Origin of the sequence: Yersinia sp. SCPM-O-B-9106 (C-191) (assembly GCF_026183365.1) — a bacterium.
Lineage (GTDB): Bacteria > Pseudomonadota > Gammaproteobacteria > Enterobacterales > Enterobacteriaceae > Yersinia > Yersinia rochesterensis.
The window spans coordinates 3,793,693-3,807,169 of record NZ_CP110791.1 but is presented as its reverse complement, the minus strand read 5'-3'; the positions used below and the strand labels follow the sequence as shown (position 1 = coordinate 3,807,169).

The following is a 13,477-nucleotide window of genomic DNA, read 5'->3' as shown; positions in this document are numbered from 1 at the left end:
TGTCCTTCCTCTCTGTATGCAGGGGGCAGTGGCCCCCTGCTCAATAATATAAAGTGTTGGAGTCAGTGTTATGACTATTAACCTAGCTCGCCTGAATCAAGTTATTAATGATGTCCATTCGCAATATTCCATGCTCGCTGGTGGGGAGAATGCCAGCTATATTCCCTATCTGGCCAGTGTTCCCAGTCAGCTGGCCGGGCTAGCTATTGTCACTGTTGATGGCGATATTATTTCACAAGGCGATGCTGATTTTCGTTTTGCTTTAGAGTCGATTTCGAAAGTGTGTTCTCTTGCTTTGGCATTAGAAGATATTGGCCCACAAGCAGTGCAGGACAAGATAGGCGCAGATCCTACCGGTTTGCCTTTTAACTCGGTGATTGCGTTGGAACTGCATAATGGCAAGCCATTGTCACCGCTGGTAAATGCGGGGGCGATGTCCACAGTGAGTGCAATTAAGGCCAGCAGTCGGGAAGAGCGCTGGGCGCGTATTTTGGATATTCAGCAGCAACTGGCGGGTGCGCCGATTGCACTTTCGGATGAAGTTAACCATTCAGAGCAAACCACCAATTTTCACAATCGGGCCATTGCCTGGCTACTTTATTCGGCCCAGGCCATGTATTGCGACCCGATGGAAGCCTGTGACGTCTATACCCGCCAGTGTTCAACATTGTTCAGTACTATTGAACTGGCAACCATGGGGGCCACTTTCGCGGCAGGCGGCAGAAATCCTGTGACTCAAAAACAGGTGCTGACGGCCTCAAATATGCCATATATTTTGGCTGAAATGACCATGGAAGGGATGTATGGTAGCTCCGGTGATTGGGCTTATACCGTGGGGTTGCCGGGTAAAAGTGGTGTCGGCGGCGGAATTTTGGCGGTCGTGCCTGGCGTCATGGGGATTGCTGCATTTTCGCCGCCCCTTGACCCTGTAGGTAATAGCGTACGCGGCCAAAAAATGGTGGCGTCAGTGGCTCAGCAGTTGGGATATAACTTATATAAAGGCCCGCTTTTGTAACGGCCCACTTTTGTAACGGCCCACTTTTGTAACGGATAGAGGCCCTGCGGTGTGCAGGGCCAAATCAATCATCGCAATTAGCTTAAATCAATATCTTTATGCCCGAAAAACCACGTCAGAATAAAGCCAGCAGTATATGAGATCAGTAGACCGGCCACATAAACCAGCATCCCGGCGAAAATCCCTTGAGCTGAAGTCATCAGCGGAATAGACACTAATCCCGATGGGCCAAATACAGTATTCAAACCAACCGGCAACCCCAACCAGGCAACCAAACCAATAAAGAAACCGCCGACCGCGCCGCCTACACAAGCAGTAATAAAGGGCTTCAGGCGCGGTAATGTCACGCCATAAATAAGAGGTTCTCCAATTCCCAATAGCCCCGGGAAAATGGCCCCTTTAATTTGTGTACGCAGCACCGAACCTTTTGGCGAGCGGGCATAAAGTGCCAGCGCCGCACCCACCTGGCCCGCACCGGCCATGGCCAAAATCGGGAATAATGAGTTAAATCCTTGCGCATCCATTAAGGCGAAATAAACTGGAACAAACCCTTGGTGAATACCAAACACGACTGCAATCAGGAATAACCCCGCCAGAATCGCGGTGCCGAACGGGTTACCATTCAAATGCATAAACAGCCAGGACATGCCCTTAAACAGCTCGCCACCCAGCGGCATAATGACAACAAAAGTAATGGCACCGGTAATCAGCAAGGTTATTGATGATGTCAGTATCATATCCAGATTATCAGGGATGAAACGGCGCACTTGCCGCTCAATCCATGCACCCAACATACAGGCCAGCAGGACACCGATGATGTTGCCGCGTGGATCAATCGCCAGGCCAAAGAAGTTGTCCATGCCGCCGTAGTAGCCGACAGTACCCTCTGGCACATAACGTAAAATAAAGAGTGAAGCAATAATTGCGCCGTTGACCCCCGTCCCGCCAAAGGCTTTTTGCGTATTAAAGCCAATCAGAATGCTCAGGAAGGTAAATAAACCGATGCTGAATACTTTCATGTAGGCAATCAGTGCTGCCAACCACGGAGATTGAATGACGCCATCCAATGCCAGTGTTTGCTGGAGCAAGGTCGCTATCCCCAGCAATAATCCCGCAGCAATAAACCCAGGAATGAGCGGGGTAAAGATGGTGGCGAATTTGGTCAGAAAATTATGAACCGCGCTTTGTTGTTTCGCTTTCATTTGCTGCTTTGTCTGGCCAGCTAGCACCTGTAAATCAATATTATTACTATTTTCAACTGGTTGATGCGATTCAGAACTCAGTATCTTGTTCATCATTTCGCTGGCTGTTTGAGCTTTGCCCGGCCCAAGAATGATCTGTAATTGGTCATCGCCATTCACCACTCCCATGACGCCGGGGATTTTTTTTAAGCTTTCATGTTGAATCAGTTGACGGTCTTTTAAAGTGAGACGGAGCCTCGTCATGCAGTTTCCGCAGACGATGATATTTTGACGCCCACCAATGAAGAGTAAAATTTGATCTATCGTGGTGCCCGTTATTTTCGCCATGGTTATGCTTTAATCTCCTGTAGCGCTTTGCGAATAAATCCCTTATTTTTGTTGAGGATATCGGCTGCTTCCTCCGCAGACATACCACTCAGAATCATCATAATGGCTGTTTTACAATGGCGGTTACATTCATTGAGCGCCTGTTGCGCATCTTCGGGGGAACATTCTGTTGCTTGAACAACAATATCGACTTGGCGCTGCACCAGTTTGGCATTTGTCGCTTCAACATCCACCATCAGATTGCTATAAACTTTTCCGCTACGGATCATCGCGCCAGTGGTCAGCATATTCAGAATTAACTTTTGTGCAGTTCCAGCTTTCATCCGTGATGACCCGGTGACAACTTCCGGGCCGACCAAAGGCTCAATGGCGATATCTGCCGCGTTCCCCATTTCACTATTCTGATTGCAGGAAATAGCCACCACGCTAGCCCCAACACGCCGTGCATAGGCCATGGCCCCCAGAACATAAGGTGTGCGGCCACTGGCTGCAATTCCCACTAATACATCGCGGGCATTAAAATTGAGATTACGCAGGTCTTGCTCACCCATTTCACGGCTATCTTCTGCATTTTCAACCGCTTGGAGAATGGCAGTGTTTCCGCCAGCAATCAGGCCAACGACCATTTCTCGCGGTGTCCCGTAAGTTGGTGGGCACTCACTAGCATCCAAAATTCCCAATCGTCCTGAGGTCCCTGCCCCACAATAAATTAATCTGCCGCCATGCACGAAAGCCTCTGCGATAAGAGAGACCGCTTGGGCGATTTCGGGCAGTTTTTCCTCCACGGCGAAGGGCACTTTTTTATCCTCATGATTGATAACCTTGAGTATCTCCAGTGTTGATAGCGTATCAATTTGAGAACTGGCGGGGTTTCGGCTTTCCGTAACCATTGAGCTTAGATTAATCTTCATGGGGACTTCCTTTTATTTAAATTATCGGCGATGTTAAGGAATTATTTATTTATTAAATGTGATGATTATCACGGTAAAATCTATTCTAATTACTGGGGCTATGAGGAATAAGTACAGATAAAATAGAACAAATAAATAAATTATCTTCATTACTTTTATGCAGTTACACCTGAGTCATAAAAGGTGCTTGCGCTGGAATAATCTATTGTCTTTAACGGGAACCTTTGATGTCTATTTTGAATGAAATAACTTGGCTACTACCTGAATTGGCTGAAAATCAGCAAAAAATAGCGAAATATATTCTTCATAATCCAGAATCCATACTGAGTATATCCTCCTCCCAGTTCGCAGAAAATGCAGGAGTCAGCCAATCAGCCATTGTGAAATTTAGTCAGAAGATTGGCATGAAAGGCTTTCCAGCACTAAAAATCGCCATCAGTGAAGAATTAAGCAAGAATAATTTATTTAAATCCTACCCACATAAAGCGCTGCACAACTCTATTTCTTCAGAAGACTCACTGATGGTGATGGCACAAAAGCTGGCGCACGAGAAGACGGCAGCGATTATGGAGACAACACGGAAAATTAATTTCTCCGTTTTTCAGCAAGTGGTCTCGCTCATTAATGCAGCTCAGCGAGTACAGATAGTAGGTATTTGGGGCTCAGGGCTTACAGCAAAAGATCTGAGCTATAAATTACAGAAAATAGGCATAATGACTCTGGTTGAAGCCGACCTCCATGTACAGATTGCTGCGGCACTCACTCTCACACCTAAAGATGTGCAGATTGTTCTTTCTTTTACTGGCAGAAGAAAAGACATGAAAATCGCAGCAACAGTCGCCAAAGCACAAGGGGCAACTGTCATTGCAATTACTGGCAGTAAAGTTTCTCCGTTGGCTAAAATTGCAGATTATGTCCTTGAAAGTATTTCGGATGAAAATGAGTGGCGTAGCTCTTCAATTTCTTCCAGAACGGCCCAAAATACCTTAACAGACCTGATATTCCTGGCGTTGATGCAGGAACGAAAAGAAATGGCAAAACCCTTGATTCTGAATGCGAGCATGACAATAAATAATCTGGATGACTGATGCTTTGATTTGTCGCTTTATAAAAATTAAGGCAATGAAGATGATATGAATTAATTATCTCATTGCCGGTATTAGATTTGTTGTCTCCATCTCGTCAGAAATTACCTGCATATCTCAATGACGATTAAATGATTTTAGAATAAATATTCCTGATGGTGAAAAATTATTCCTGACTTTATCGCCTTATATAGCGGCATTTCTGAAATGAACTGCAGGAAAAGAAATGCTATTATTCCTTTTAAGGCAAGAAAGGCGAATCAATCAACTGTGATAATTGTCACTTTATTATGTGTGCTAAAAAGTAAAATCGCCCGGCAAACATAACTAATGGAGGAGTTAATGAAAAAAATAATATCCGCGATTCTCTTATTTAGCACCTGTACTTATGCAGATGTTATTCCAGACGCGCAACTTAAAGAAATGTGGTTGTCGCCAAAAATCTCTGCTGAGAAAATGACGTCTAAAATGAGTTTTGAAGAAAAACTGGGGCAAATATTGATGGTTGATATTCGCTCATGGAGTCATACTGATAACAGTAATAAAACGGCATTTATTGAAATTAATGACACTGTCAGTAAGATGATTCGCGATTATCATTTAGGTTCTATTATTCTTTTTCGTGAGAATCTGATTGATACGCCACAAACCGTCAAATTAATTAATAATCTTCAGAAAGCACGCAGTAATCTCCCTCTGTTTATTAGCACCGACCAAGAAGGGGGTTATGTCACCCGTCTACGAGTTGGTACTGAAATGCCGGGTAATATGGCATTAGGCGCGACGGGATCATCTAAGTTTGCTCAGCAGGCTGGAAGTATCCATGGTTATGAATTGTCCAGCTTGGGTTTTAACTTTAATTTTGGTCCAGTAGTTGATGTCAATAATAACCAAAATAACCCTGTTATCGGCGTGCGTTCTTATTCAGATGATCCGGTGCTGGTGGGGGAATTAGCTCGTAGTTATATCAGTGGCATCCACAAATACAATGTACTCACCTCACTAAAACATTTCCCTGGCCATGGCAATGTCACTTCGGATACGCATTTTTCCTTGCCGACTGTCAATATTGATAAAGCTGCATGGCAGCAAGTCGAGCTGAAACCCTTTGTTGACGTCATGCCAGTTACTGATGCAATTATGACTGCCCATGTCGTTGTTCCAGCCCTGGATAATTCAATGCTGACGAATATCAAGGGGGAAAAAGTAGGCACTCCAGCGACATTATCAAAGCCAATTCTAACTGATATATTACGCAATCAGCTCAAGTTTGATGGCTTGATCCTAACAGATGCTATGGATATGGGCGCGATTACCAGTAACTTTGACAGTCATTGGTCTATCAAGCAGGCCATTATGGCTGGCAATGATATTATCTTAATGCCAATGGAAATTAAGAGCAGCGCCAGTATTGAAAAACTCAATGCACTTTATGATTATTTAAAAACCGAGGCTGAAAAAGATCCTGAGCTTAAACAACGTATTGAGAATGCAGCACAGCGGGTAATTTACACCAAATTGAGTAAGCATATTTCTTCGGAACCTCATGATGTTGCTATAGCAGAAAAGGTCGTCGCATCCAAAACTCATAAGGACATTGAGAATTTTATTTCTGAGCAGGCCATTACACTGATTAAGAATGATAATGTTCTGCCTTATCAGATTAAGCCACAAAATAAGATAATGGTATTCTCTGATGAGAAACCACGCAATGAACTCATTACTAAGCATCTTGATGATATTGCTAAGGAATTTCAGGTTGAATTTTCCGTTAACAATGAAGTCATTAAGTTAGATAAAAACGATGTAGCTGTTGAAGCAATAGCAAAGAAAATTAAAGATCAAAACTTTATTATTCTTGCGACTTACAATCTTAAGCTTAATCCTATTAATGCTCAGCGGATTATAGATGAAGCAAATAAAGCTAATATTCCGTTGGTCGTGATATCCAGCCGTAATCCTTACGATATTTCCTATTTGTCCGGAGTAAAGGCCAATATTGCTATTTATGGTATCACTGGATTCGATGTTACCAATAATGTACGAAACAGTTTGGAAACTAATATTCGCAGTGGACTAAGAACATTATTTCAGGGACCAAAAGGGAAATTAGATGTGTTGGCCGAACCACATGGAAAATTACCAGTGGATATCAAAACACCTGATAATAGCCAGATACTCTATCCACGTGGTTATGGACTAACCACGTTATAAAAATAGCGGAAGGTAAAAATGAATATCTTAAAAGGATTTGTGGTTTTCAGCGCCCTAACACTGTGCATACCTGTATTGGCCGATGAATTTGAAACTGACTATGACCAAGAGATTCATAAATTAAATAAACGAATCCAACAAATAGAGCTGGAAAAAAAAGAGGCCCAGGATAAGTTAAAACAAAAAGCCTGGAACTTCGAAACTTATATAGGCGCAGAGCAAGAAATAGACAGTGATGAAAGTTGGAAATTTATTAAAGGTAGTATGGCAACCTCACCTTATATTGGAGCCTATATTTATCAAAATGACTCATTGTGGCTATATGATGTGCAGTTTTTGAAAACATATCTAGATAATAATCCTGAGTATGATCGTACACGTTGGCAGGCAGGCGTAACCAGAACTTTTCCTTTCATCTATGATGGTAAGAGCGGTAATACAAAATTGCGATTAGGTTATCGTAATGACAATTGGCATTATCCTTCAATAAATAATCCGGCATTAGCTGATCTTGAATATAAAGGGGATGTCCGTAAAGGCGAAGAGCGGCATGAAATTTGGATCCGTCCACAGGCATATTATAAATATTCTGAGAATCTAAGTTTTAATGCTAGTTTCTCATTCCGCCTGATTGACCGTAAATTGGACTATGCTCGTGCTAAAGGGAATTATGGGGTATACAAACGAGATTGGAGCCAAATAAATGAGCATTTTGTTGGCACAAATATCACCTTTAATCAGAATAACTCACTTTGGTTAAACTATTTGTATATTGATGAGCAATTGGTCAATACGCTTTATAACAAAGAGCATTTCTTATGGGGCATTTATCGTCATAAGTTTGATAATGGTCTTCTGTTTATGCCTTATACGCGTCTGGCTCTGGTTAAAGGTACACAGAGTTTCCGTGATTCGAATAATCATGAAACTGTGTATAAAGAAAAGAATCGTAGCCGCTATGGTTTACAGGTGCTTTATCCAGTGACAAAGCAAACATCCATATTTGCTGATACCTATTATCGCCCAGAGCAAACTTGGATGAATAGCAACAAAACCAGTAACAACTTTTGGTTTTGGGCCGTGGAGCTAAGACATAATTTCTGATAATTGATAAGATATATCAGAACATCAATTTACTCATTGTGAGAGACAAAGGATGAGGTATTTCCTGCAGGTATTACTATGTCTATGTTCATTGCTTATTACCAGTGCTGGTTATGCCAGCGTTACCCAAGAAATTATTTTAGGCGTTGATCAGGAAAATGTTTATGGGCCACTGCTAAAAAATAAGCGAGTGGGTTTAATGGTCAACCAAAGCTCGATTAACAAGGAAGGGCGTCATACCATCGACAAATTGTTATCTGAGCAAGATAAATTCCATTTTACCGTAAAAAAGCTATTCTCCGTTGAACACGGTATTCGTGGGAATGCAGATGCCGGGTTAGGGGATGATAATCACATTGATAAACAGAGCGGTCTTCCCATTATTTCTCTATATGGGAGGGATAAAGACGGGCGCGTGCGGGCACATCCCACTGAAGCGCAGTTATCTGATGTTGATATCGTTATTTATGATTTACAGGATGTAGGTGTTCGTTATTTCACCTATACCATTTCTATGCATCATATGTTGGAAAGTCTGCAAAAGTATCATAAACAATTTATGGTATTTGACCGGCCTAACCCGCTCGGAAATTATGTGTATGGACCTATTCTCGAAGAAGAGAATATATCTGGTATTGGTATGCATCCTATCCCTATGGTGCACGGACTGACGTCTGGGGAGTTTGCCAGTATGATAATCAATGAGGGCTGGCTAACGAATTTCAATGATTCTAGTTGGCAGGCATTCGGTATCAAAGCTTATCAGTTTCCTCCTGAGGATTTGACTGTCATCACTATGGGAAATTATACGCATAATTCACCATATTCATTACCAGTAAGGCCCTCACCCAATTTACGCAGCGATCTGGCTATTCAGCTTTATCCTTCTTTGGGATTATTTGAAGCAACCAGTGTCAATATGGGGCGAGGTTCCGACCACCCCTTTGAACAATTAGGTTTCCCATCCAAGCGATTTTATATTAACACCTGTTATCACGTCGACATCAACCAGCAGAAAACAGGGTGGCCGCAAGCGGGTAAGGAAGTGTGTGGCGAACAATTTGCTGTCGCCAATATAGCCGACTTTAAGCCGACAATACGTTACTTTGTTGAATGGTGGTTCAAATTTAAAGAAGCCGGTTATTCGATGGTTATTTCTCCACAGATGGAGGCCAATTATCTGGATTATCAGAATGATTATTTTTTAATCCGCCCTCTTTGGCTAGCAAAATTAACGGGCACACGTCATCTGGTTAAGTTAATGGAAGAAGCTGGTGAGAAGAAATTGACTGTCGATGAGACCGTGAATTATCTGGAATCTAACTGGCAGCCCGATCTAGATAATTATCTGAAGTTACGCGAGAAATATAAAATCTATCCTTAAATAATATTATTCTTCTTTGACGTTTGAGGTGCCAGTGAAAGCTGCGCCTCTTTTTTGTGGCTATTATCTTGGGTAGTGCAATCGCTCATTCAAACCAAATAAAAAGGAGTCAGACGATTTCTCATCTAACTCCTTGTTTTATTTGGTGGCCCCTACTGGACTTGAACCAGTGACCAAGCGATTATGAGTCGCGTGCTCTAACCAACTGAGCTAAGGGGCCAAACTTGGACGCTGATTATACGGTAGTTTTTATCCTGCGGTCTAGAGCTGATAAATCAGATGGGTGTTTTCTGCGCAATTTTAAGCGTTTTTAAGCATATAGTGGAAAATAGTAAGCCAATATTAGTATCGGAATCAGAGTTTAAGGCAAAAAGAAAAACCCCGGCATGCCGGGGTTTTTGTGTGCTTGTCACTGCAACTGACGATTAATCGTCCAGGAAGCTGCGCAGCACTTCAGAGCGGCTTGGGTGACGCAGTTTACGCAGCGCCTTAGCTTCGATCTGACGGATACGTTCACGGGTGACGTCGAACTGTTTGCCCACTTCTTCCAGAGTGTGGTCAGTGTTCATATCGATACCGAAACGCATACGCAGAACTTTCGCTTCACGCGCGGTCAGGCCCGCTAACACGTCGTGAGTGGCAGAACGCAGGCTCTCAGAGGTTGCAGAGTCCAGCGGCAGCTCCAGAGTGGTATCTTCAATGAAATCGCCCAGATGTGAATCTTCATCATCACCGATTGGGGTTTCCATTGAGATTGGCTCTTTCGCAATCTTCAACACTTTACGGATCTTGTCTTCCGGCATTAGCATGCGTTCAGCCAGCTCTTCCGGTGTTGGCTCACGGCCCATCTCTTGCAGCATCTGGCGCGAAATACGGTTGAGTTTGTTAATGGTCTCAATCATATGCACCGGAATACGGATGGTACGTGCCTGGTCCGCGATAGAGCGGGTGATCGCCTGACGAATCCACCAAGTTGCATAGGTTGAGAATTTATAACCCCGACGGTATTCGAATTTATCTACTGCTTTCATCAAGCCGATATTACCTTCCTGAATTAAATCAAGGAATTGTAATCCACGGTTGGTGTATTTTTTCGCAATAGAGATAACCAGACGCAGGTTAGCCTCGACCATTTCTTTCTTGGCGCGACGTGCTTTCGCTTCACCGATAGACATACGGCGGTTGATGTCTTTCACTTGCTCAATAGTCAGGCCGGTTTCTTCTTCGATCTGACGTAGTTTCTGCAAGCTACGTTGCACATCGTCCGAAACATCTTTCAGTTTTTCAGACCATGGTTTGCCCATAGCCACTGCTGCCGCAAACCAAGTATCGCTGGTTTCATTGCTGGCAAACAGGGTAACGAAGTTTTTCTTCGGCATTTTGCACTGTTCAACACACAGCTTCATGATGATACGTTCTTGAGTACGAACGCGGTCCATCATGGCACGCATGTTATTGACCAGATAGTCGAATTGCTTCGGCACCAGGCGGAACTGTTTGAACACTTCAGAAAGCTTCAGAATTTCAGCAGCAGCCTTGGCGTGGCTACGACCATTTTTCTTGATCTCCATGCGTGCGTTTTCATACTGCTCACGCAAATCGCTGAATTTCTGGCGCGCCAGCTCTGGGTCGATGCTGTTGTCGTCTTCTTCTTCGTCTTCGTCTTCATCTTCGTCGTCGTCGTCATCCATCTCTTCGGTGGATAATTCAGAACCAACGTGAGTTGCCGTAGGCGCAATATCTTCTTCGGCGTTTGGATCAACAAAGCCGGTGATCAGGTCAGAGAGACGGGCTTCGCCCGCTTCAACACGATCATATTGTTCCAACAGGTAAGTAATAGCTTCAGGGTATTCAGCAACCGAGCACTGAACCTGATTGATACCGTCTTCGATACGTTTGGCGATATCAATCTCGCCTTCACGCGTCAATAGTTCAACGGTACCCATTTCGCGCATGTACATACGCACCGGGTCAGTAGTACGCCCGATTTCGGATTCAACACTGGACAACACCTGTGCAGCAGCTTCAGCCGCGTCATCGTCGGTATCAGTGGTGTTCTCGGCCAGCATTAAATCATCGGCATCAGGGGCTTCTTCCAGCACCTGTATGCCCATGTCATTAATCATCTGGATGATGTCTTCGATCTGATCGGAATCGACGATATCTTCCGGCAGATGGTCATTGACCTCAGCATAGGTCAGATAGCCTTGCTCCTTACCACGGGTGACAAGTAGCTTCAGCTGTGACTGCGGGTTTTGCTCCATAAGACGGTATCCACACTTCAGAGTATTTGGGTTGGTGTCGGTCGGCGAAACCGCCAACAATAGCATTTGGGGCTTTTTTTTGTCGCCGTGGCCCGCTATGACGGCATATTGTGGGGATTTTCCCCCACATTTATCGGCAATTAAGCCGTTAGGTGATTCATTTTTTTCTGGCTAACGCCAGATTCAAAGACCAAAGTTCTTTACGTTCTTCGGCGTTTAATCCATGTGTACGATCACGCGCTATGAGTGTTTCCTGACGTTGCTCCAATATGGAGTCATACAGGCTGGTTAGCGTGTCGACAAAAGTCTGTTCAACCATATCCTCAACAATCATGTGGTTCCATGTTGCGAGAGTTTCAAGCTGTTGGCTGAATTTATTATCACGATACAGTTCTAATAACTGCCCGGTTGTCAGCCCTGGTTGAGCCAAACAGGTTTCAACCAATTCTATAAATAACGGCAAACCCGCTAACTTAGCTTGCTCTACGCCCTGTAATGACGGGATGAGTGTTGCGAGTTGCGGATTTTGAACCAGTAGCCCTATAAGTATACGCATGGTTGTGCGTTTTAGCTGGGGCGGCTGATAGCTATTTATATTTTCAGCCAGTTTCGGCATCAGCTTGTCTAATTGGCTGTCATCAAGCAGGCCCAGCTTATTGCCGAGTTGCTGGCGGAGGTAAAGTCGTAAGGTTTCACCGGGTACCTGGCTGATTAAAGGAAGCGCCAGAGTGCTTAATTTGGCTCGCCCGTCTGGGCTGCTCAAATCCACTTGTGGCATCAATGTTTCGAACAAGAAAGTTGAGAGTGGCTGCGCCTCCTCCATCCGTTGTTCGAATGCATCTTTTCCTTCTTTTCGCACCAGAGTATCGGGGTCCTCACCATCAGGCAAAAACATAAAGCGTAGCTGACGCCCATCATTTAGATAGGGCAGCGCCGTTTCTAATGCACGCCAGGCCGCATCTCTGCCCGCACGATCGCCGTCATAACAGCAAATTACGTTATCTGTAGCACGGAATAATAATTGAATATGCTCCGCGGTAGTCGCTGTGCCCAGTGAGGCAACGGCATAATCAATACCAAATTGCGCCAGAGCTACCACATCCATATAACCCTCAACCACGAGCAACCGTGTTGGGTTAGGATGGTTCACCTGCGCTTCATACAAGCCGTATAACTGGCGGCCCTTATGAAAAATTTCTGTTTCCGGGGAGTTGAGGTATTTCGGCACTCCATCACCCAGAACTCGCCCACCAAAGGCGATTACCCGCCCGCGTTTATCGCGAATAGGGAACATGACGCGCTCACGAAAACGATCGTAAGTCCGCCCTGTATCATTAGTCACCAGCATTCCGGCATCGTTCAGCGCGGTACGGCTTTCACCATCGCGTCCAAAGCGTTTTAAAGCATTGTCCCAACCAGGGGGAGCAAAACCGATAGCGAAATGTTGGATAATTTCTTCACTCAAACCGCGACGTTTAAGGTATTCGCGTGCCTGATTGGCGGTCTGGCCCTTGAGTGACTGCTGATAGAAGGCGTTTAGGCTTTCCATCAATTGATAAAGACTTTGTCGTTGATGACGTTCAATTTGGGTGGTGCCGGTTCCTGCCTCGTAAGGCACTTCCAGCCCATGCATAGTGGCTAATTCTTCGATACTTTCGACAAACTCCAGTCTGTCGTAATTCATCAAGAAATCAACAGCATTACCATGCGCACCACAGCCGAAACAGTGATAAAACTGCTTTTCGCCGTTAACGGTGAATGAGGGTGTTTTCTCATGATGGAACGGACAGCACGCATGATAATTTTTGCCTTGCTTCTTCAGCTTTACCCGAGCATCGATAAGATCGACGATGTCGGTGCGAGCCAGCAAGTCATTGATAAATACACGTGGAATTCGTCCGGCCATAAGCCCCTATTCGGTCAGTCCATAAACGAGAACAAGCCGCGCATTCCTTTCGGAAGGCACGGCCT

Annotated in this window: 9 protein-coding genes and 1 tRNA gene; 5 read left to right on the top strand and 5 right to left on the bottom strand. The window is 44.4% G+C overall.

Annotated features, from left to right (window positions below):
- Positions 1-70 precede the first annotated feature (70 nt).
- Positions 71-1,015, top strand: a complete 945-nt coding sequence (glsA, locus tag OP863_RS17215; RefSeq protein ID WP_145589280.1) for a glutaminase A — start codon at positions 71-73, stop codon at positions 1,013-1,015.
- 77 nt (positions 1,016-1,092) lie between these two features.
- Here the strand turns inward: glsA and murP are convergent, their stop codons facing one another.
- Both murP and murQ read right to left on the bottom strand, forming a co-directional pair.
- Positions 1,093-2,544 (bottom strand): PTS N-acetylmuramic acid transporter subunit IIBC, encoded by a 1,452-nt coding sequence (gene murP, locus OP863_RS17210; RefSeq protein WP_038638899.1) that lies wholly within the window; start codon positions 2,542-2,544, stop codon positions 1,093-1,095.
- A gap of 2 nt (positions 2,545-2,546) precedes the next feature.
- Positions 2,547-3,455 carry an N-acetylmuramic acid 6-phosphate etherase gene (murQ, locus tag OP863_RS17205; protein ID WP_038638902.1) on the bottom strand — a complete coding sequence of 303 codons (909 nt, stop codon included), beginning with the start codon at positions 3,453-3,455 and terminating at the stop codon, positions 2,547-2,549.
- Between the two features lie 227 nt (positions 3,456-3,682).
- Here murQ and OP863_RS17200 point away from each other — a divergent pair, with 227 nt between their 5' ends.
- The 4 genes from OP863_RS17200 (at position 3,683) to OP863_RS17185 (ending at position 9,242) form a co-directional block, all read left to right on the top strand.
- Positions 3,683-4,543, top strand: a complete 861-nt coding sequence (locus OP863_RS17200; RefSeq protein ID WP_038638905.1) for an SIS domain-containing protein — start codon at positions 3,683-3,685, stop codon at positions 4,541-4,543.
- Positions 4,544-4,882: 339 nt separating this feature from the next.
- Entirely contained in the window at positions 4,883-6,754 is a 1,872-nt protein-coding gene (locus tag OP863_RS17195; protein ID WP_186368255.1) for a glycoside hydrolase family 3 protein, read from the top strand.
- Between the two features lie 18 nt (positions 6,755-6,772).
- Positions 6,773-7,858, top strand: a complete 1,086-nt coding sequence (locus OP863_RS17190; protein WP_145589278.1) for a hypothetical protein — start codon at positions 6,773-6,775, stop codon at positions 7,856-7,858.
- A 52-nt stretch (positions 7,859-7,910) separates the two neighbouring features.
- Positions 7,911-9,242 carry a DUF1343 domain-containing protein gene (locus tag OP863_RS17185; protein ID WP_265525657.1) on the top strand — a complete coding sequence of 444 codons (1,332 nt, stop codon included), beginning with the start codon at positions 7,911-7,913 and terminating at the stop codon, positions 9,240-9,242.
- 143 nt (positions 9,243-9,385) lie between these two features.
- Here OP863_RS17185 and OP863_RS17180 read toward each other — a convergent pair.
- From OP863_RS17180 to dnaG, 3 genes are all read right to left on the bottom strand, one after another.
- Positions 9,386-9,462 (bottom strand) — tRNA-Ile (locus tag OP863_RS17180).
- A gap of 205 nt (positions 9,463-9,667) precedes the next feature.
- The gene (gene rpoD / locus OP863_RS17175; RefSeq protein WP_038638917.1) at positions 9,668-11,506 is read right to left on the bottom strand and encodes an RNA polymerase sigma factor RpoD; all 1,839 of its coding nucleotides are present in this window, start codon (positions 11,504-11,506) and stop codon (positions 9,668-9,670) included.
- Between the two features lie 157 nt (positions 11,507-11,663).
- On the bottom strand, positions 11,664-13,412 hold the full coding sequence (gene dnaG, locus OP863_RS17170) for a DNA primase (protein WP_050291979.1): 1,749 nt from the start codon (positions 13,410-13,412) through the stop codon (positions 11,664-11,666).
- Positions 13,413-13,477: the final 65 nt, after the last annotated feature.

Coding starts and splice junctions, on each gene's coding strand:
- glsA (WP_145589280.1), top strand. CDS start 71: ATGACTATTAACCTAGCTCGCCTGAATCAAGTTATTAATGATGTCCAT.
- murP (WP_038638899.1), bottom strand. CDS start 2,544: ATGGCGAAAATAACGGGCACCACGATAGATCAAATTTTACTCTTCATT.
- murQ (WP_038638902.1), bottom strand. CDS start 3,455: ATGAAGATTAATCTAAGCTCAATGGTTACGGAAAGCCGAAACCCCGCC.
- OP863_RS17200 (WP_038638905.1), top strand. CDS start 3,683: ATGTCTATTTTGAATGAAATAACTTGGCTACTACCTGAATTGGCTGAA.
- OP863_RS17195 (WP_186368255.1), top strand. CDS start 4,883: ATGAAAAAAATAATATCCGCGATTCTCTTATTTAGCACCTGTACTTAT.
- OP863_RS17190 (WP_145589278.1), top strand. CDS start 6,773: ATGAATATCTTAAAAGGATTTGTGGTTTTCAGCGCCCTAACACTGTGC.
- OP863_RS17185 (WP_265525657.1), top strand. CDS start 7,911: ATGAGGTATTTCCTGCAGGTATTACTATGTCTATGTTCATTGCTTATT.
- rpoD (WP_038638917.1), bottom strand. CDS start 11,506: ATGGAGCAAAACCCGCAGTCACAGCTGAAGCTACTTGTCACCCGTGGT.
- dnaG (WP_050291979.1), bottom strand. CDS start 13,412: ATGGCCGGACGAATTCCACGTGTATTTATCAATGACTTGCTGGCTCGC.